The organism is Lacinutrix neustonica (assembly GCF_026625145.1).
GTDB classification, from domain to species: Bacteria; Bacteroidota; Bacteroidia; order Flavobacteriales; family Flavobacteriaceae; genus Lacinutrix; species Lacinutrix neustonica.
Window position 1 is genome coordinate 3,751,313 of record NZ_CP113088.1, and the last position, 21,255, is coordinate 3,772,567.

Consider the following 21,255-nt stretch of genomic DNA (forward strand, 5'->3'; position numbering starts at 1 on the left):
TGTTTTCGTAAGGGCGAAAATGTTGTTATATTTATTCTTGTCTTTTTTATCATCTTAAGATTTTAATTTGTTAAGAAGAATAAGAGACTTTTTTTCTCTTGTTTGATTGCTGTATTTCAATTATCTTACCAATACACAAAGGGAGACAAAATGTCTGAATTTAATTTCATGTAGCTGACTTTTTGTCACTTTGCCTTGTGTGAATTCAGTTTTTGACTATAAGATACGAAATGGATTTCTATTGTAGAAGAAATAAAAATAAGAGATGAGAAAAAAAATAGTTTTCTACTCTTAGAAATCTAATTAATAATTTAAGTGATGTTTAAAAAATTATTCGGTTCCAATGAGCCAAAAGAAGAAAAAATATTGCCTTGGATAGCTTTAAATCAGGAGATTCAATTAAATGACATAGAAGAAAAATCTAAAACGAAAACGCAAGTCATTTTTAAGCATTCGACACGTTGTGGTATTAGTCGGATGGTTATGAATCAATTTGTTACAAGTTATGATACAGCTCTTGATATAGATCTGTATTATTTGGATTTGCTAAATTACAGAACCGTTTCAAACGAAGTGGGATATAAATTTCAAGTGATGCATCAATCGCCTCAGCTTATTATTATCAAAAATGGAGTAGTAGTATCTCATGCCAGTCATGATGCTATAAATGAGATAGATTTACGAAGGTTTTTATAAAACCCCTGACGGCCTTTTTTTGAAAAAAACCTCCCAAATTACTTTGGGAGGTTTTTTATTATCTTCTAAAATTATTACCTGTAATGATCTGTTTGAGTTGTAATTTGAGATCTTCACCGGTATCATAAATCATCTGTTCATTACTAGGAAATGGAACGCGGCGGTTATTTAAATAACCAAGTAAATTTGAATCTAAAGCTCGTCGATCTCCTCTTGATGTCGCGTAGAAATGTTCAAACACATATTCGCTTTCAATAGGAAAGGCCTCAATAAGTTGTTTTGTACTATTGTTCTTATATTCAACATTGCCTAAGATATTAGAGACTTTAAATTGTCTCGTTTCAAAGTATTCACAGGTTACTGTTTTAAATTTATCAACTTTTATACTATTACCTAGGCTGTCTTTTATAACATTTCCCTCCGTGTCTAAGGCATATTTCCAACCGTCTTTAACCTGTGTTTCTTTAAAAACCTCTCGTTCTTTAATTTGTTCCGTGAAATAGCAATATCACGTAAATTAAAGGCCATAGTAAAATCGTAAGTTGTATTACTGTCCGGATTGTTATGGTAGACGGTCCATAGATCGTTTAAACCATAAGTCCCAAAATTTAATAAGTCATCTTCTAGTCGTTGAGGAATCACTTGTTGCGTTTGATTCTTCATGGTGACCAATACAAAATCAGTTCCTTTATTATGCGCTTCTTTTATTCGGTCGCGTACATCTTTATAATCTGCATTAATACGTTCTATGTATTCAAAATCATTGAATGCTTTTCTGCAATCTAATTTATTATTAGAACTGAGTAGCTGCATCGCGTTGTCATAAAGATATTCTGATGCTTTATTTTTCGCATTTATTATTTGTGACGAATAATCCTTAAAGCTTAATTTAACTTCTTTATTACCAATATATAAGGGCATTATGGGCTTAATAGACTCTTGTCGGGCATTTAGCCTGCTGTACAATGTATAAATCTGCTCAAAATTTGCTGGATTATTGTCTTTCTTTAAGAAATTTACCCGCTCTGTATCTCTTGCTACTACTTTTTTGTAAGCTTCTTGCAGCAGAAGGATATAGTCTGTTTTACGTTTGGCGCCTCGATTAACATCTAATTTTTTTAAGGCAGTTGTAATGGCTAAGTCATATTGGCCTGAACTTAGATTTTTTTCAATGCGTTTTGTGCTGCTGCATGCATTTAAAAATAAAACAGCAACAAATAATAGAGTAAAGTTTTTCATAAATTTAGGTCTTTAGATTTGGGAATACAATCCAATTTCGATGCCAAAAGTAACATAATACTGCAAAAAAGCTAAAATTATGTTAAAAATTATTGATTTTCAGTAAGTTAAAAGTGCTAATTTCCTGAAAAGCCTAGATCAACGACCCTCAAAAAAAGGAATGTTTTACGGTCTTAACAAGCCAATAGATTGTTTTTAAGCTACATGTAGGAGAGGCAAAAAAACGGTTGTACACTAGAATAAAAAATCAACACATCATGAAGTTAAATGGTCACGTTAGTTATTTTTTTTGGAATTAAAAACAGGGAGCAATTTTGTTGATACTTCACCAAACCCTATTCGGGTACCCTCTTTTTCGCAATATCCTCTCATAATAACCGTGTCATTGTCATTAATAAATTTGCGCTCTGTACCATCGGCCATTTTAAGAGGCTTTTCTCCTCTCCAGGTCAATTCGAGCATGGAACCATAAGAATGCGGAGTTGTGCCGGATATCGTGCCGCTTCCCATCATGTCACCAGAATTTACAGGGCATCCATTTACTGTATGATGTGTGAGCTGCTGTGCCATTGACCAATACATGTATTTAAAATTAGAACGGCTAACAATGGTTTCTTTGGCTTTTTTTGGCTGAATCGCTACTTCTAAATTTATATCGAAACTTTTCTTTCCTTTTTGTTGTAAGTAGTCTAGCTGTTTTTTTAAGGGTTTAGGTCCAGCAACACGATACGGCTCTAAAGCATCTAATGTGACGATCCAAGGCGAAATACATGAGGCGAAATTTTTGGCTAAAAAAGGTCCTAATGGGACGTATTCCCATTTTTGAATGTCTCTCGCACTCCAGTCGTTAAATAACACCAATCCAAAGATATATTCTTCAGCTTCTTCAATAGGTATTGGCTCACCTAAATCATTGGCATCGGTAGTAATAAAAGCCATTTCTAATTCAAAATCCACCAATTTACTTGGTCCAAATACAGGTTCTGTTGCGCCAGCAGGTAAGGTTTGTCCTTGTGGTCTATGAACGGGAATGCCTGAAGGGATAATAGAAGAGCTTCTGCCATGATATCCTACGGGAATATGCAACCAGTTAGGAAGCAATGCATTATCCGGGTCTCTAAACATAGTACCAACATTAGTTGCGTGCTCTATGCTTGAATAAAAATCTGTATAATCTCCAATTTGAACAGGTAATTGCATTTCAATTTCATCTAAACGAAATAAAACAATTTCCTTATGCTTTTTGTTACTTTGTAATGTTTTATTGTCTTCATCAAAAATTTGAGCGATACGATTTCGTACTAAACGCCAAGTTTTACGACCGTCTGCTATGAAATCGTTAAGCGTGTCTTGAAGAAAAATATCATCCGTTAAAGGAATACCCTCAAAATAACCTAATTGATGCAAAGCCCCTAAGTCTATAGCTGTATCTCCAATTCTTGTTCCAATAGTGATTATATCATCTCGTGTTAAAAAAACACCAAAAGGAATGTTTTGAATTGGGAAATCTGAATATTTATCAACGTGTAACCACGATTTTCTATCCGGATTATTTGCTATTATCGGCATAACTATGATTTTGATTTATGGTTTAAAGACTTATCAAACCTACATAATTTTTTTTTAAATGAATTGATTTTGAAATTAAATTATATAGAAATTTTTTTGTTTAAAACCTATCCGTTAATAGTTAATAACATTTGGTTTAATTTTGATTTTTTTCCAATGGTTTCAGTCCTGCATTTATTATTTTTGAAGCTAATTATTTCAATCTTTAATTTATGCAACGCGACGAACAAATATTTGAACTTATTCAAGCAGAAAAAGAACGACAACTCAATGGTTTAGAACTCATAGCATCAGAAAACTTTGTAAGTGAACAGGTTATGGAAGCTGCAGGGTCGGTTTTAACCAATAAATACGCTGAAGGATATCCTGGAAAGCGTTATTACGGGGGCTGTGAAGTTGTTGATGAAGTAGAGCTCATAGCAATAGATCGGGCAAAAACCTTGTTTGGAGCGGCATATGCAAATGTTCAACCCCATTCGGAAGCCAGGCAAATACGGCAGTCTATCATGCTTGTTTAAATCCAGGAGATAAAATTTTAGGGTTCGACTTATCGCACGGAGGCCATTTAACGCATGGGTCACCAGTTAATTTTTCAGGAAAATTGTACAATCCAGTATTTTATGGGGTGGATGAGGCAACAGGGGTCTTAAATTATGATAAAATTCAAGAGATCGCTACTAGAGAAAAACCACAACTCATTATTGCTGGAGCCTCTGCATATTCTCGAGATATGGATTTTCAGCGTTTTCGTAAAATTGCTGATAGCGTTGGGGCTCTTTTATTGGCAGATGTTTCGCATCCTGCTGGCTTGATTGCTAAGGGCATTTTAAACGACCCCATACCGCATTGTCACATAGTTACAACAACAACACACAAGACCCTACGTGGGCCTAGGGGAGGTATGATTTTAATGGGGAAAGATTTTGAAAATCCTTTCGGACAAAAATTAAAAAATGGCAACTTAAAAATGATGTCTTCTTTACTGGATTCGGTGTTTTTCCTGGAAACCAAGGGGGGCCATTAGAGCATATTATAGCGGCAAAAGCGATTGCCTTTGGTGAAGCACTTTCCGATGAGTTTATGCATTATATGCTGCAAGTAAAGAAAAATGCTGAAGCCATGGCCTATGCTTTTGTTGAAAAAGGCTATAAGATTATTTCAGGAGGTACAGATAATCATATGATGCTTATCGATTTAAGAAATAAAAACATTACTGGAAAAGATGCCGAACAGGCTTTAGTTAAGGCAGATATTACGGTGAATAAAAATATGGTGCCTTTTGATGATAAATCTCCATTTGTAACGTCTCGGAATAAGAATTGGAACGGCCGCAATTACAACGCGTGGATTAAAAGAAAAAGATATGCAAGTGATTGTGGATCTTATTGATGACGTGATACTGAATTATGAAAATAGTGACATATTAGAATCCGTAGCCATTAAAGTGAATGCCATGATGCACGATTTACCACTATTCAAAGCGTAATTTACATTTTAATGTATGTTTATTTAATTTGGAAGATACAAACAATGACAGGATGACTAATCATTTGATATAAACCTCATTTATTACATGACAACAACAAAGCCCATTCGAAAGTATGGGCTTTGTTGTTGTAAATAAGTGATGTTCTACTTATTCAAAAGTAATATGTTGATAAGCGCCAGCATCGGAAGAAGTGGTTCTATTAACTCCTAATATGTCTTGTGGAACTTGAGTGGCAAAGCTTGGATTTCCTATTCCATTAGCATTAGAATCTGCTCCAATAATCAGCTCATTTTCAGAGGGGAATTTAAAATCGGCTCCTGATTAAATACATTGTTTTCATAATGTGAGACTTCATTAAAATTGTAATTACTACCGTTAAAGTTATTCGATGGGTCTTCAAAACGCAACAAACAATTTGTGAATTTGAAATTAAACGCTACCGCATTGTCTTGAATTTCATCTAGTAAAAACTCAGGATTATCGTTTCCGTAAACAATGCAATTATTAAAATTGGCTTCCGTTAAATCGGCGAGTAAAATAGTGTCTTCTCCTTCTAAAAAATTATTAATGAGTAAGGCAGGAAACTGTCTAAAGCTCGTGTTCCAATAATTGGCAATGGTAGAATGCGTTACATTGTACTTACCACCTAAAGTGGCGGCAAAAGAGACTTGTCCTGCAGTGTTAATCACTATGTTCTCCGCAAGAATAGACGTGTTTCTGCCCAATACGCCATAATTTGAAAAATTGTATAATTGTGAATTTTTAATCGTTAACTTATCTATAGCCGCATCGGCATTTCCATCACTTAAAATACCGATAGTCCCATTTTTAATGGTCGCATAATTTATAGCATTATTTAGACTATTTTCAAAAAACCGAGAGGGTTCCCCATTGTCCCGGTACATTAGCAAACGAGGGTTCTAGTCTGTCTCCTTCAAATATGACTTCATTTTCTAACAGCTCTTGGTCTGAACTCAATGCCCCATTCACTTGTAGCGATGCGTTTTCAGAGATTAGTAAACCCGAATTCGCATGAAAGTGAATACGAGCACCGGCATCAACCGTTAAGGTTTCTCCATTAGGAACAGCAGCATAACCATATATCACATACGGCTTTTCGTTAGTAAACGTTAATTCTGAAGATAGTAATTCACGCCCTTGAATTTCGGTTTCTACTATTTCACCATTAATATTTAGAGTTAGTGTTTCGATAATACCGGTGGTATCGTCGCGATCGGGATAAATAAACACCGCATCTTTAATAAGGGTTACGAGTTCTATAGTTTGAAGCGCATTGCCACCATCAAAGTTGATTTTATCTGTGTATAAAAATTCATTATTAATAGCTACTTGATCTTCAATATCTACAGTGGTTTCTATAAAAATGTACAAACTGTCTTTGGCTTGAATTTCTACATTTGCAAAAGACTTTCCAGCATTGCCATCTACATTCAATCTGTACCCGGAGGTTTCCCCACGATTAAGACTGATATTTGGAATAGAGATGTCATTATTACTGCGATTGTATACCTTTAAATTATAGGTGCTTGAGCCAATATTGGTGAACACCGTATCTAAATACACAGTGTCTTTAGAAAACTCAAGATTCCCTGTACTTGGGGTGAAATCGAAATCTTTTCTGCAAGAACTCCACAATAAAAGTAAGGCAAAACAGGAGATAAAATAGAGCGTACGTTTCATATAAGTTATTAGTAAAATCGCTTTAAACCACTAAAATATAACTTTTGAAATACTATCTTAGTATGAATTTGATTTAATTAGTTTTAGCCGCTTTAAATTCTGAAACAATCGCTATAAAAGAATGACTGTAGGTGATTAAAGCATCCAATAATAACAACTTATTGTCTTTACTCAATAGTTTATTGTTTATGTTTTGCACTTCTATATATTCAAAGAATAAATTGGAATCAGCTGTGACGATATTTAAAGTCTTGGTTAACAACGTATGGTTAAAAAAAGCATCGGTTTGAAATAGCGTTTTAATATCGTAATAGGAAATAAACGCTTTAGTTTCAGGGGTGTTTTTTCGTTTAAATAGCTTTCCAATAAGTTTCGCAATAGCAACAAAATCTAAACTACCATTGCCGGATTTTCCATAGAGGTGCGGATTGTTTTTAATGTCATTTTGCATTTGTAAATTTAGATTTCCTTTGTATTGGGTTTCACTAAATGGTTTTTCTTTACCTACATCTGTTAAAATGACTTCTTCTAAACGGTTTGTTGTTTGTTTTAGTTCGAAAACAGTAAGTGCTTCAAGTTGTTTTTGTGTGACAACTTTGGTTTTTGTTTCATAAAACAAAGCACTAAAAACAATGGAGTCATTGACGGTAGCTTCGATTTCAAATTCACCATTTTCATTAGAGAAAACGGTACTATTTTTTGATAGATTTTCAATTTTTATATTATCAGCGGTCGCTTCTTGGTGGTATATTATTCCTTTAAGGGTTTGCGAAAAAGAGCAGAGCGGGAATAGTAGAATAGAGAGGTATAGTACTTTTTTCAATGCTTGGTTTATTTATAGCATTCAAAAGTAACCGATTTAAAAGCAATTTAAATAGGCGTTAGAAATACTTTAACGTTATTAGAAGCGTGCTTTTATATCTTCTGTAATACGTGTTGGCTTCAGAGTGCTATGGCTAAGAAAACACCATTTAGTTTCGGAAGATGCCAAAAGTGTGTTTGAAGCTTTGTTATAGATGTCGACTTTACGTGTAGAGGTCACACCATCGGCTTTTGTAACATATGTTTTTAATAGTATTTCATCACCTAGAAGTGCGGGCTTTTTGTAGTTAATCGTGTGCGACAAAAGCACCCAAAAATAGGCTTCAAATATGGCTTTCGAGGTGTTTTTTAACCAATGTGCTTTGGCGATGTCATTCACCCATTGCACATAACGCACATTGTTCACGTGATTGAGTTCGTCTAGGTCTTCTTCTGTTACTATAATTGTTTTGGTATATGTTTTCAAAACTTTATTTTTCTATCACTTTAACCTCAAAGAGCTTATCCCATCGTTTTCCAGTAACAAAAATGGTTTGTGTTTGTGGATTATAGGCAATACCGTTTAAAACATCTAACCCTTTATGTTGTGTCACTTCTTTTTTTAGTGGAGAAAAGTCAATGACCGCCTCAGTGGCACCGTTTTTAGGATTGATTATCACCACCCCGTTTTTTTGGTAGATATTGGCGTAAATTTTTCCGTTAATCCATTCCAATTCGTTGAGCTGCCCTATTTTCCCTTTGTTTGTATACACTTGAATGTGATCTGTTTCTACTAGATTTTCAGGGTTTAAAGTCCGGATTTTTTCTGTGCCATCACTTTTGTATAGTTGTTTTCCATCATTACAGATGCCCCATCCTTCTGTGCTTTCACCATATTTAAAAGTACTGATACGTTCAAAAGTATCTGCATTATAAACAAAACCTTTGCCGCTTTGCCAGGTTAATTGGTATATTTTATTATCTAAAACAGTTAAGCCTTCACCAAAATATGGATTAGCTAAATCCGCATTTTCCAACACTTCTCCGGTTTTGTAATTTACTTTTCGAAGTTTTGATTCTCCTTTTTGACCAGTACTCTCATACAAGTTACCCTTGTAAAATTCTAAACCTTGTGTATAAGACGTTATATCGTGAGGGTAGGTGTTTATAATCTCGTAGGAGAACACTTTAGGGGCGTCATTATTTACAATTGAAATCGTGTGAGTTACCGTTTCGATTTCACCATCAAAACTAACAAGCGCTTTAATTTCCTGCTGTCCTAATTTTACCTGTTCTAATGTTGCTGTTTCGGAAATGGGTTCTCCATTTAAGGTATACATTACAGATTCTATCTCCAAACGCTTCGGATTAGAGATCGAAAGTACCAACTGCTCTTTTAAAGCGATGGTATTATTCGTTGTATTTGTTTTTATAGTGAAGTTTTTTTTTAGTGCTCCTTCTCCACAGTTCGATAATAAAGTGGCTAAAAATATGAGTGTAAGGTATTTAAACATGTTCATGGTCTTTGCTATAATTTAAGGCAAGATATTTATTAAAATTCAGTTTAAAAAATCATTGTGATAAATTTAAAACATTGTATATTTGCATCGGCAAGTCCTACACAACCAGCTCCTGTTGAATCCTCCAGGTCGGGAACGAAGCAAAGGTAAATGGTCGTAGCGGTGTGATGTAGGTAGCTTGCCTTTTTTTATGCCTAAAAATTAGATTTTAAATTCAAAATCGATAATAATATATTCAAGATTTGTTAGTGAAAACTGGCAAATCTTTTTTGTTTTATACCCTTTAAATCAATTTCATTTTTAATTTTACGTTTTTAATAAGTTATTTCTATTTATGTCTAAAGTTGTTTTAATTACAGGAGGATCTTCGGGAATAGGGAAGTCTATTGGTGAATATTTAACGAAACACGGTTTCACAGTTTATGGAACCAGCCGAAATCCGGAGAAGTACGTCAATCATCCATTTAAAATGGTTGGCTTAGATGTAAAAGATGTAAGTTCTATATATGACGCTGTTGCAAAAGTGGTTGCGCATGAAGGCCAGCTTGATGTTGTTATTAATAATGCAGGCGTGGGTATTACTGGACCTATTGAAGAAATCCCTCAAGCAGAGATCCAACATAACTTTGATACTAATTTTTTCGGACCGATAAACGTGATAAAAGCGGTTTTGCCCCAAATGAGAAAACAAGAGGGAGGTTTAATCATTAATATCACTTCGATTGCCGGTTATATGGGATTGCCCTATCGCGGCATTTACAGTGCAAGTAAGGGTGCTCCGGAATTGCTCACTGAGGCTTTTAGGATTGAAATAAAAGATTTTAATATTAACATGACTAATATTGCGCCGGGTGATTTTGCCACTAATATTGCTGCTGGACGTTTTCATGCTCCGTTAAAAGAGGAGTCTCCTTATAAAAAATATGGACGTGTGTTGCATGATATAGATGATCACGTTAATAATAGTAGCGACCCTATAGAGGTTTCTAAAATGGTGCTCAAAGTCATTCGTACTAAAAAGCCACAAACACATTATATAGTGGGTGCTTTCATGCAAAAGTTCTCAATAGTATTAAAATTTTTATTACCAGATCGTATATACGAAAAAATGTTAATCAATCATTATAAACTGTAAGGGGTGTCATTGTAAGGTTTAAAAACATCGTATATAAGTACTAAATGTTAATATTATTTGATATCATTTTTTAGAGGCCTGCAGTTTAATCGTAACTTTGTGCGACGTTAAAAATGGAATTCTTTTTTTACTGGGTTTAATTAGGACAAGTAGTGAAGCGTTTATTTTCATAACAGTTACAAATAGGGCAGAGGTAAATACAAGAATATTTTTATTAGCATAAAACAAAACACAACTAATTATAATTAAGATTTTCACAGACGTGGAAATTAAAAAAAAAACGATTCTTTATGAAATTTTTTATTGACACAGCCAATCTTGCACAAATTAAGGAAGCCGAAGATATGGGTATCCTAGATGGGGTAACCACAAATCCATCTCTAATGGCCAAAGAGGGTATTACAGGGACAGATAATATTTTAAAACATTATGTCGCTATTTGTAATCTGGTGGCTGGCGATGTGAGTGCCGAAGTTATTGCTACTGATTATGATGGTATGGTAAGAGAAGGAGAAGCTTTAGCAGATTTACACGAACAGATCGTTGTGAAATTACCCATGATTAAAGATGGGATTAAAGCCTGTAAATACTTTAGTGATAAAGGGATTAAAACAAATGTGACATTAGTTTTTTCTCCTGGTCAGGCCTTATTAGCAGCAAAAGCGGGAGCAACTTATGTCTCTCCGTTTATTGGTCGCCTGGACGATATTTCTACCGATGGTTTAAATCTTATTGCTGAAATAAGACACATCTATGATAATTATGCTTTTGACACTCAAATTTTGGCGGCTTCTGTGCGTCATACCATGCACATTATTGATTGTGCTAAGTTAGGTGCAGATGTTATGACAGGGCCTTTAAGTTCCATTGAAGGGCTGTTAAAACACCCATTGACCGATAGTGGTTTAGCTAAGTTCTTAGAAGATTATAAGAAAGGGAACTAAAACGAATTAATTTATATCTAAAAGAGCCTCAGTAATTCTATTATTGAGGCTCTTTTATTAGTAGTATCTATTATTATTATTATTATTAAAAGATTTTCTAAATTTTATTGATAGTACCTAGTAACTCCTGTTCAAAACGAATGGTAAACATGTTGGCTTTTGCATTTATAATTTTTCCTGAACCATCTATTAAAAAAACTTTATTTATAGGTTTTATGGCTAAGGTTTCTTTAGATTGCTCAGGAGTTAAAAAGCGGTACTCATCGTTATTTACTACATTATAATGTTTAAGGATTGCTAATTGTTCTTCAAAAGAGATATTATCTAAGTTAATGGAAATAAAATCAACCTCTGGATATTTAGCATGTAACTCTTTAGCACGTTTATGAGAATTTATTATGCTGTATTTATTATCCTTAGACCAAAAATAGAGTACTGTAGGCTTTTTTATAAGAGCTTTCAAAAAAACGTGGTTGTCATCTTTATCAAGTAGCTTAATCTCAGGTATTGCTAATCCTGGTTTTAATCTCTTGTAAGAGTCAATAATGCGTATGGCTTTATTAATATCGTTATTGTTAGTGCTTTTTGTTTTGAAAGATTGTAGCATTTCGTCGTAATCTTCTGTTTTTTTAGAAATACTAATAAAATGCATCATGGTATTATTTAAAAGTATGTTTTTGATGCTTTCATTCTCTATTTTTTCATCGATCAAGGCCATTTTGTCTAAATTGTAATCTACTAATAACTCATCGTAAATTTTATCGTTAGAATGCTCAAAATGTTTTTGTAGCGCAATGTTATTAAAGTGAAATCTTAAAAAGTTATAATAGATGCCATAGTCTTTTAGAATATCACTGTTGTAATCAATATCTTTTCGATAATCATAAAAATTATCTGGTAATAAGTTAAAGACGTCTGTATCAGACTGTCTGTAATTAGCCAGTGGATATAATTCTTTGTGGGAATAGTACAAATAATTAATGTTTGCGGTTGCTATTTTTTGAAATAAATCAGAGGTCTTATTTTTGGTTTGAAACGCTTTTAATTTTCTCAATTTGGAATCTCTAATGGTTCTATATTTTTTATCAAAGGCGATTGGATCAAGCTTTTTACAAGAGCCTAGAGTCGTGCTTTCTTCAATTTCATTCACGAGAAATAAGTCCATTAAGTAATTATTCTCTTTAGCTCCAATACCAGTATAAACCGGAGATTCGTCAAACTCAAGGGTGTTTAAACGCAGCATCAAGCTATCATTATCATGAATTAGGATAGACTGCGCTTCTTTTCCATCATAAAAATTGTAAAGTCCTGGTTCAAAGTCTTCTAACTTATAAGAGAATTTGTTTTTTTTATCTAAAAAAATGGAATCGATAAGCTTTCCGGATTTTCTTAGAACAATATAATCCGAGTTTGGGTTTATCACTTCTCCTCCAAAATAGGCCTGATGATCTTGAATACTAGTTTCACTATCAGGTATACAGGATACTATAAGTAGGAGTATAGAGAGAATGAGATAAATAGGTTTTAATTTCATAAGGAACAGCGGCACATAATTAATCTTAACAAATGTATGTTTTGAAACCATCTATGCCTGTTAACGCGTTGTTAAATTGCTCATAACATGCGTTAAACTTTTAGTTTTATACGTTTTTACAAGCGTTATATAGCCGCTTTTACTTTTGGTTACCAACATTATTTTTTACTTTTGCAAAAAAATAAAATCACGATTCATGTTATCAGTTTCAAACTTATCCGTCCAGTTCGGCAAACGCATCCTTTTTGATGAAGTAAATACGACCTTCAACAATGGTAATTGTTACGGAATCATTGGTGCCAATGGTGCTGGGAAATCGACTTTTTTAAACATTATTGCAGGAAAACAAGAACCTAATTCTCGGTCATGTACACTTAGAATCTGGTAAACGTATGTCGGTTTTAGAGCAAAACCATAATAAGCATGACGAGGACACTGTTTTAGAAACGGTGTTAAAAGGAAACAAGCCTTTGTATAAGTTAAAGTCTCAAATTGATGCGCTCTATGCAGATTATACTGATGAAAATGCAGAAAAAATTGGTGAGTTACAGGTGCAATTTGAAGAAATGAATGGTTGGAATGCCGATAGTGATGCCGCATCCATGTTGTCTAACTTAGGGATTAATGCCGATTTTCATTACACCTTAATGAAAGATTTGGATGGTAAACAAAAAGTACGTGTTCTTTTAGCACAGGCCTTATTTGGTAATCCGGACGTATTGATTATGGATGAGCCTACCAATGATTTAGATTATGAAACCATTAGTTGGTTAGAAAATTTTCTAGCCAATTACGACAATTGTGTCATTGTAGTCTCTCACGACAGACACTTTTTAGATGCTGTATGTACACATATTAGTGATATCGATTTTAGTAAGATTACTCATTTCTCGGGTAACTATACCTTTTGGTATGAGTCTTCTCAATTAGCAGCAAGACAGCATGCACAACAAAACAAGAAAGCCGAAGACAAGAAGAAAGAATTAGAAGAATTCATTCGTCGTTTCTCTGCTAACGTGGCCAAGAGTAAGCAAGCTACGAGTAGAAAAAAAATGATAGACAAGCTTAATATTGAAGGGATTAGACGAACCAGTCGTCGTTATCCAGCTATTATTTTTGAACGTGACAGAGAGGCTGGGGATCAAATTTTAAATGTAGAGGGCTTGACAGCCACTTTAGATGGTGAGGTACTTTTCAAGGACATCGATTTAAATTTAAACAAAGGAGAAAAAGTAGTCTTGTTTTCTAGAGACTCAAGAGCAACCACAGCCTTTTACGAAATTTTAAATGGTAATTTAAAAGCAGATGCGGGCCAGTTGGCCTGGGGTGTGACTACAACACAGTCGTATTTGCCATTAGACAATAGTAAATTCTTTGAGAATGATTTAACCTTAATTGACTGGTTACGTCAATGGGCGCAAACAGAAGAGGAACGAGAAGAAGTTAATATACGTGGTTTCCTGGGAAAAATGATTTTTAGCGGCGAGGAAGCTTTTAAAAAATCTTCGGTGCTGTCTCGGAGGAGAAAAAGTACGTTGTATGTTATCAAGAATGATGATGACAAGAGCGAATGTATTACAGTTAGATGAGCCAACAAACCACTTAGATTTAGAAAGTATTACTGCATTTAACAACTCTTTAAAGAACTTTAAAGGGACCGTGTTGTTTACAACTCATGATCATGAGTTTGCACAAACGGTAGGAAATAGAGTAGTAGAGTTAACGCCAAATGGTGTCATAGATCGCCATACCACTTTTGACGAGTATATGCAAGATTCGAAACTGAAAGAGTTACGCGATAAAATGTATGCGGTAACCGTATAACAAACGTTCGTAGTCGTATTAGTAGATTAACTGCAATAAATAACAAAACCCTCAAAATTTAAGATTTTGAGGGTTTTCCTTGGCTGGGTACTTTAAAACTAACTGGTTTCCATTTCAGAACGTACCGTTTCTACTATCTTAACAGCTTGCTCGAGTTCATTTTCATGTACATAAATTTCAGGCATACCTGGTAAGCTAGCACCAAAACCTGCTAAGCGACCCGATTCTGTTTCGTCTTTAATAATAGGGTTAATACCAATGTCTTGTAATCGTTGTTCTATTAATTGTACTAGTATCGTATTTCCGGTATAAATTTTTATGTAGTCTGAATGTGGCATAATTTTATATTATTTGTTTATAGTATTAAGATACGAATAATGGTAATAAAAATATTCCCATAATCCTGTTAAATTTTATTTTTAAAAGCTTGGATAGAAATTTTAAGCCTGTTTAAATAGATGATTCATTGCAACTTAAGTGCCGTTTCTATGTGGGAACTAAATATAAAAATAATAGTGTAAACCCATTTAAAAGCGAACATCACGATAACGTCTCTTTTACACCCATATTACGTCTCCCGGACTATAGTGACACCTTTGAAAGGAAGGAAAAGCGCTCCTTTCGGTCGCTTTTCTCCTACGTTTTAACCGCTATCCTTATTTGGCGTATTGACTATCCCAAATCGCCGTATTGAAGTTTTTACCTTGAGAGAACGCATAAAAAATAATAACTCCAATGACAGATTTGAACATAAATAAAAAGAGAATCAAAAATTTAGAACCGTTTATACCGTCTGTAAGTAGTGAAGCATTAAAGATGTAGGTCGTCATAAAACTCACTATTAGAGCCGTAAACACAAGAGTTTCTAAATTTTTAAACGGCCAAATAAGCCATTTTCGTAGGGGATGCAAATCGTTTCCCCATGTATGAATGAGGTAATAATATCCATTCCCAATAGGAGCAAATAATAAGGGGTCATCAGGGTTTTTTAATTTGAAGACTTTTGAGGGCGCCATAATTTTAAATCCATGTAGCATGGTGTCGTGGGCTTTTTCTAAAGCCTTAATTTTTGAAAATGCTTCCTGAGGAAAGTCGTTTTTAAAATATTTTGTATCCAAAAAGCGAAGCCGATAATTGATGCAAATTGTTTTAATAGTATTTATATGATAGATGTTTTCTGATGCTAATAAATCGAATTTAAAAGCATTGCTATGTGAGTTGTTACTAGAACGTAGTTCGAGTTCTATTTTAAATTCCTTTTTGTTTTCTAAAGCCAAAATGTTTTCAACTTGCTCTAAAATAGAATGTTCTTGACCATCTAAAGACTGTCTACGTCTTAATTTTTCTTCAATGTTGGTCGACTTCAAAATCATAATTATATTTTTTTATTTAAAAATAATATATAATGATTTTAAAAACAAGTGATTAGCTATTTCTGATGTGTATTTTTTGATTTTGTTTAAGGGTGCTCATTGTTATGCTCATTCAAGGATTCTTGTTAATTTTAGGTTCCAATACATTTTTTTTTACTTCTTTAAACAAAAAAACCAACGTAAACGTTGGCTTTCCAATTGAAGTATTTTAATAAAAAAATGGTTATTTATGATTAAAATAGTTGAATAGTCTATACAAGCCATAACCAATAAAGATAAGGGCTAATAATAATCTAAAATTATCAGAGGAAGTCTCTCGGTAAAAAAAAATGATTGTATAGACGATAGCTCCCAATCGCTACAAATAATAATCCAGCGATTAAACTCCAAGTATTTTTGCTATTGGGCTTATGTTCTATGTTATTACTTTCCATGATTTTGTTTTTTTATAAATATAAAAAAAGCGACCAAGAGGTCGCTTTTAAGTGTCTTTAAGCAGTAATTAATTCAAAAATAATGCATCTCTAATTAATTCAGCAGGAATAGCAAAACCGATACCTTCGATACCTAAACCAGATAATTTGGCATTTATAACACCAACTAAAATTCCGCTTTTATTTATCATTGGTCCACCACTATTTCCGCTATTAATACTAGCGTCAGTTTGAATTAATTTAACACCTTCATTTTCTCTGTCTCCGTAAATAATACCTTTAGTTAATGTTTGTCCTAGCTCTATTGTTTTAGGCGTTCCTATAATAAAAATATCTTGACCAGTTTTATAATTTTTACTTGCCGGTAATGAGAAATGATTATTAAAAGAGGCATCTACCTTTAACAAGGCTAAATCTAAGTTCTCACTTTGTCTAATTAAGGTAGCTTTGTATTCTTTACTGTCTTTTGTTACAACCATAATGTCATCTTTAGAATTAGCAACCACATGAAAGTTAGTTAAGATGTAACCATCTTTGCTAATTTTAAAACCACTGCCGTGACCTTCATTCACTTTAATAGTCACAGTTCCATCTAAAGCAGAATCAACATCATTAACGACATTACTATTAGATAGTGTAATTGTTGGCAGCGTCTTTTGTATTGCAATATTATCTTTTGCTAAATGTTCTTTTACTGTCTTATTATTAATAAAATTCAAGAAAGATGACGCAATAGCATCTTCAACGGCTAACAATGTAGTGGCATCTTGATTATAATCAATTGAAAACTCACCTGACATTGCTTTATAGTTTTTGCTAAAAACGGTTTGTCCATAAACATCTTGAAAATCCCATGCAATATTTACTTCAGCTTGCATAAAGCTCATATTCCGTTTGGCAGCTCTTTGATATACATATTGTAAATCTAGCTTAGTGATTTTAGCACTTAAGTATGCCGAGTTTGTTTTATTTTTAAAAATTGTATTAGTCGAATCTGAATATTTGTACTTTAATAAAATAGAGTTTAAAGATTCTGTAAAAATGGAATTATCAAACTCAATTTTATCTAAATTAGAATCAATATCTTTAAACTTGTTCTTTTTGTTTTTTTTCAGAGAACGGTGTTTGATTTTTCTAATTTTTAAATCTTCTTGTTTAATATCAAACTCCGTGTTTTTTACAAATAAATATTTTTCATCTTCCTGCTTTATGGCTATAGGAATTAATTTTTCTTTAACACTAACCTCTTTTTTATAATTATAGCTTTTAGGCCCAAAGTCATAAAATGGAGGGTACAATAAAACGCCAAAAGGAACCCAAGACATAATATATAGTGGTGATTTCTGATTTTGGTAATGAACAACGTATTGATCTTTATAGCCTTCAGTTTCAATTTTAAGTTGTTTAACTTTTTTATCTCTTGCTAATTTGGACTTAACAAGCTTACCTTTTCCTTGTTTTTCGCCATCAACATAAACTACAGATTTTGAATCTTTAGTATTTACACTAACATTTTTTTGAATTTTACCATTAAGAATAGATGCACAACTATTCATCATGATCATGATGGATAATAAAAAGAGAACTTTTTTCATTTTGATTTGGGTTTTTTTTAAATGAGCGGCAAAAATAGGCAAAAAAAAATCAGCATTGACGCTGATTTTTAATAAGAAAGTTCACGAAAAGCGACCTTCCTTTAACATTTTGTTAACAAAATATTAAGAATCAGCAGTTTACCTTAATTCTGCACCTAATTTATTTTCAAAATTACTTTGCAATTTATGCATCACTTTATCAATCGCTTTATCTGTTAATGTTTTATGCTCATCTTGAAACGTAAAACTCACGGCATAACTCTTTTTCCCGGCTGGTAAATTTTTACCTTGGTAGACATCAAACAGCGTAACGTTTTTTAGCAGTTGCTTTTCAGTTTGCTTAGCGATCGTATTTATCTCATCAAAAGTCACTGTCTCGTTTATTAAAAGTGCGAAATCACGACGTACCTCAGGGTATTTAGGAATTGGCGTAAACTTAATTTTATTACGTTTCGCCACTTCAATAATGTTATCCCAATTAAAATCGGCAAAAAAGACCTCCTGAGAAATACCAAAATGTTTTAAAGCTTTCTGTTTTACAATTCCGAAGTCTACTAAAACCAGTTTGCCTTGTGATAATTGGAGGCCTTCAGAAAATAAATCATTCTTTACAGAAGCCGTTTTAAAACGACTAATGCCTAAACGTTCTAAAGCACTTTCAACAGTCCCTTTTAAATAGAAAAAAGAAGTGTTTTCACTTGGTGCCGTCCAGCGCTCTTCCAATTTATTGCCGGTAACAAATAGCGTTAGGTGCTTATACTCTTCACGGGTGCCATTATAATCATGATAGGTTTTACCAAATTCAAAAAACTTTAAATCAGTTTTTCTTCGGTTAATATTGTAAGAAATGGCTTCCAGTCCAGAGAACAGTAACGATTGGCGCATCACCGATAAATCGTTACTCAATGGGTTGAGCATGGAGACATTGTGTTCTTCCTTTAACTGCTCACTTAGTGCAATATAATTTGGACTGGTAAGAGAGTTCGCCATGATCTCATAGAATCCTTGGGCAACGAATTGATTGCCAACAATGTTTTGCAATTTGTAATCTTCAAATTTTGAAGCGTTAGAAATGGAGGCGTTTAATTTAGTAGTGGTTTCAATATTATTGTAACCGTACACACGAAGTATTTCTTCTATAACATCTGCCTCACGCTGTACGTCATTTCTATAGGCGGGAATGGTTAGGCCTAATCCAGTTTCTGTGACATTATTCACTTTAATTTCTAAAGACCATAAAATACTTTTAATGGTTTCTTTAGGTATTTCTTGGCCGATAAGCTTCGTCACTTTATCAAAAGAAATGTGAACTTGAAAATCTTCAATTTTTGTAGGATAAGCATCAAAAATATCACTGGTAATTTCTCCTCCTGCGATATCTTGGATTAATAAAGCCGCTCGTTTTAAGGCGTATTCAGTAATATTAGGATCAATCCCACGTTCAAATCTAAAAGAAGCATCTGTGTTTAGTGCGTGACGTTTTGCTGTTTTACGAACACTTACAGGATTAAAATAAGCGCTTTCTAAGAATATATTGACGGTATTTTCTGTTACTCCCGAATGTATTCCGCCAAAAACACCTGCAATACAAAGGGGTTTTTCGGCATCACAAATCATTAAATCATCTTCGTGTAGTGTTCTTTCAATACCATCTAAGGTGGTGAATTTTGTACCCTTTTTAAGTGTTTTAACTTCTATTTTATTGCCTGTAATTTTGTGAGCATCAAAAGCATGTAATGGTTGGCCCAATTCATGTAAAACATAATTAGTAATATCTACAATATTATTTTTAGGCGATAGGCCAATAGCTTTTAAACGGTGTTGAATCCACGCTGGAGAATCACCAACTTTAACCCCGGATATAGTTACGCCACAATATCGTGGTGCTAATGCTTTATCTTCTACCTGGACATCTATTTTTAAGGTCCTGTTATTGACATTAAAGGCGCTTACCGATGGTGTTATTAATTCTAGATTGACATCCTTATGTAGAAACCCTGCTTTTAAATCACGTGCAACACCAAAATGACTCATGGCGTCTGCTCTATTTGGAGTTAAGCCAATCTCAAATACTTGGTCGTTTTCTATGTTAAATAAAGACGAGGCTGGTGTTCCTACTAGGGTATCCTTAGGTAATACCATAATACCCTCATGGGACTGTCCTAAGTTTAACTCATCTTCAGCACAAATCATCCCATGGCTTTCCTCACCACGTATTTTACCTTTCTTTATCGTCCAGGCTTCACCTGCTTCAGTATATAACGTGGTACCAATAGTGGCTACAGGTACCATTTGTCCAACAGCAACATTGGGGGCCCCACAAACAATTTGTAAGGTTTCTGTTCCAATATTAACGGTTGTTACTTTAAGCTTGTCTGCGTTCTCATGTGGTATGCACGTTAACACCTCACCAATGATAACACCTTCTAAACCGCCTTTAACACTTTGGTAGGTGTCTATACCTTCCACTTCTAAACCTAAATCGGTAAGTAATTCACTGGTTTGTTCTCGTGTCCAATCTATTTTTAAAAACTGCTTGATCCAGTTGTATGAAATCTTCATTTATAGCATAATTAAGTGCGCAAAGATAATAATAGTTGAGGGTTCTTAAAATTTTAAAATTGGCTTTTATATAAAATTTAGTTATTAACCACTTTTTAAGGTGTAACTTTATAATTATTAACTAGTTAGCGTGTAATTGTTACTAAGTTGTAAAACTGGTAACATTAAGATAATAGTAAACATTAAATATTGCAATATCTTGGTGCAAACAACTGAAACACAACTACAAAATGAAAAATCAATTACTTATTTGCTGTATGTTATTATCTATAATAACCTTCGCACAAGTGCCATCATATTACAATGATGTTAATTTATCACAAAGCGGAACGGCTCTTAAAGACAATTTAGCAGTTAAGATTACGAGTACGCACACCACCTTTTTGAGTTACACACCGGGGGTTTGGGACGCACTGAAGCAAGCCGATTTAGACCCGAACAATGCAAATAAGGTGTTGCTTATTTATGGATATGATGATACCGATAATAATTATAAGACAGACAGAACCCGAGGGAAAGACAGTAATGGAGGTAGTATTGGATTATGGAATAGAGAACATACCTATCCTAAGTCTTTAGGCCTGCCCAATTTAGGAACTACAGGCCCAGGAAGTGATGCCCATCATTTACGTGCTAGCGATATACAACTCAATGCAGATCGCGGTAGTAGAAAGTATGCAGATGGTAATGGCAATGCTAAAATTACAGCTCAAGGGTATTTTTATCCTGGAGATGAATGGAAAGGAGATGTCGCAAGAATGATGTTGTTTATGTATTTACGTTATGGGGATCGTTGCCTGCCAAAAAATGTTGGTGTAGGTAGCTTAGTATCTCGGTGA

The 21,255-nt window shown here is 33.8% G+C and carries 16 protein-coding genes, 1 other RNA gene and 2 pseudogenes; 7 read left to right on the plus strand and 12 right to left on the minus strand.

Annotation, left to right across the window (positions count from 1 at the left end):
* Positions 1-318 precede the first annotated feature (318 nt).
* The gene (ytxJ, locus tag N7U66_RS20335) at positions 319-696 is read left to right on the plus strand and encodes a bacillithiol system redox-active protein YtxJ (protein WP_267676696.1); all 378 of its coding nucleotides are present in this window, start codon (positions 319-321) and stop codon (positions 694-696) included.
* Between the two features lie 426 nt (positions 697-1,122).
* Here the strand turns inward: ytxJ and N7U66_RS20340 are convergent, their stop codons facing one another.
* Together N7U66_RS20340 and fahA are read right to left on the minus strand one after the other, a co-directional pair.
* Entirely contained in the window at positions 1,123-1,935 is an 813-nt protein-coding gene (locus N7U66_RS20340; RefSeq protein ID WP_313791327.1) for a hypothetical protein, read from the minus strand.
* Positions 1,936-2,211: 276 nt separating this feature from the next.
* On the minus strand, positions 2,212-3,504 hold the full coding sequence (gene fahA, locus N7U66_RS20345; RefSeq protein ID WP_267676697.1) for a fumarylacetoacetase: 1,293 nt from the start codon (positions 3,502-3,504) through the stop codon (positions 2,212-2,214).
* A 212-nt stretch (positions 3,505-3,716) separates the two neighbouring features.
* Here fahA and glyA point away from each other — a divergent pair.
* Positions 3,717-4,990, plus strand: a pseudogene (gene glyA, locus N7U66_RS20350) (serine hydroxymethyltransferase).
* Positions 4,991-5,274: 284 nt separating this feature from the next.
* Here the strand turns inward: glyA and N7U66_RS22355 are convergent.
* From N7U66_RS22355 to N7U66_RS20370, 5 genes are all read right to left on the minus strand, one after another.
* Positions 5,275-5,898: a hypothetical protein gene (locus N7U66_RS22355; protein ID WP_313791328.1), complete on the minus strand. Its 624-nt coding sequence runs from the start codon at positions 5,896-5,898 to the stop codon at positions 5,275-5,277.
* Entirely contained in the window at positions 5,861-6,694 is an 834-nt protein-coding gene (locus N7U66_RS22360; RefSeq protein WP_313791329.1) for a hypothetical protein, read from the minus strand. Before N7U66_RS22360 ends, N7U66_RS22355 begins: the two co-directional genes overlap by 38 nt.
* Before the next feature lie 73 nt (positions 6,695-6,767).
* Complete coding sequence (locus N7U66_RS20360) at positions 6,768-7,517, minus strand: peptidase associated/transthyretin-like domain-containing protein (RefSeq protein ID WP_267676698.1); 750 nt, start codon at positions 7,515-7,517, stop codon at positions 6,768-6,770.
* Between the two features lie 78 nt (positions 7,518-7,595).
* Positions 7,596-7,982, minus strand: a complete 387-nt coding sequence (locus tag N7U66_RS20365) for an acyl-CoA thioesterase (protein ID WP_267676699.1) — start codon at positions 7,980-7,982, stop codon at positions 7,596-7,598.
* A 4-nt stretch (positions 7,983-7,986) separates the two neighbouring features.
* Complete coding sequence (locus N7U66_RS20370; protein ID WP_267676700.1) at positions 7,987-9,015, minus strand: glutaminyl-peptide cyclotransferase; 1,029 nt, start codon at positions 9,013-9,015, stop codon at positions 7,987-7,989.
* A gap of 88 nt (positions 9,016-9,103) precedes the next feature.
* Between N7U66_RS20370 and ffs the strand changes: the two genes are divergently transcribed.
* From ffs to fsa, 3 genes are all read left to right on the plus strand, one after another.
* Positions 9,104-9,202: signal recognition particle sRNA small type (gene ffs, locus N7U66_RS20375), an RNA gene on the plus strand.
* Between the two features lie 147 nt (positions 9,203-9,349).
* Positions 9,350-10,150 (plus strand): SDR family oxidoreductase, encoded by an 801-nt coding sequence (locus tag N7U66_RS20380; protein ID WP_267676701.1) that lies wholly within the window; start codon positions 9,350-9,352, stop codon positions 10,148-10,150.
* Positions 10,151-10,440: 290 nt separating this feature from the next.
* Positions 10,441-11,094 carry a fructose-6-phosphate aldolase gene (fsa, locus tag N7U66_RS20385; protein WP_267676702.1) on the plus strand — a complete coding sequence of 218 codons (654 nt, stop codon included), beginning with the start codon at positions 10,441-10,443 and terminating at the stop codon, positions 11,092-11,094.
* 97 nt (positions 11,095-11,191) lie between these two features.
* On the opposite strand, the gene N7U66_RS20390 is transcribed toward fsa, so the two are convergent.
* Positions 11,192-12,628, minus strand: coding sequence for a TlpA family protein disulfide reductase (locus N7U66_RS20390; RefSeq protein WP_267676703.1), 1,437 nt, complete (start codon positions 12,626-12,628; stop codon positions 11,192-11,194).
* A 196-nt stretch (positions 12,629-12,824) separates the two neighbouring features.
* Between N7U66_RS20390 and N7U66_RS20395 the strand changes: the two are divergent.
* Positions 12,825-14,452: pseudogene (locus N7U66_RS20395) on the plus strand (ABC-F family ATP-binding cassette domain-containing protein).
* Positions 14,453-14,550: 98 nt separating this feature from the next.
* Here N7U66_RS20395 and N7U66_RS20400 read toward each other — a convergent pair.
* The 4 genes from N7U66_RS20400 to pheT all read right to left on the minus strand — a co-directional run bounded on the left by N7U66_RS20400 (position 14,551) and on the right by pheT (position 20,416).
* Positions 14,551-14,790 carry a putative signal transducing protein gene (locus N7U66_RS20400; protein WP_267676704.1) on the minus strand — a complete coding sequence of 80 codons (240 nt, stop codon included), beginning with the start codon at positions 14,788-14,790 and terminating at the stop codon, positions 14,551-14,553.
* A gap of 318 nt (positions 14,791-15,108) precedes the next feature.
* Positions 15,109-15,825: a hypothetical protein gene (locus N7U66_RS20405; protein ID WP_267676705.1), complete on the minus strand. Its 717-nt coding sequence runs from the start codon at positions 15,823-15,825 to the stop codon at positions 15,109-15,111.
* A gap of 502 nt (positions 15,826-16,327) precedes the next feature.
* Complete coding sequence (locus tag N7U66_RS20410; protein WP_267676706.1) at positions 16,328-17,854, minus strand: S1C family serine protease; 1,527 nt, start codon at positions 17,852-17,854, stop codon at positions 16,328-16,330.
* Positions 17,855-17,992: 138 nt separating this feature from the next.
* The gene (gene pheT / locus N7U66_RS20415) at positions 17,993-20,416 is read right to left on the minus strand and encodes a phenylalanine--tRNA ligase subunit beta (protein ID WP_267676707.1); all 2,424 of its coding nucleotides are present in this window, start codon (positions 20,414-20,416) and stop codon (positions 17,993-17,995) included.
* A gap of 230 nt (positions 20,417-20,646) precedes the next feature.
* On the opposite strand from pheT, the gene N7U66_RS20420 reads away from it, so the two are divergent.
* Positions 20,647-21,255, plus strand: a complete 609-nt coding sequence (locus N7U66_RS20420; RefSeq protein WP_267676708.1) for an endonuclease — start codon at positions 20,647-20,649, stop codon at positions 21,253-21,255.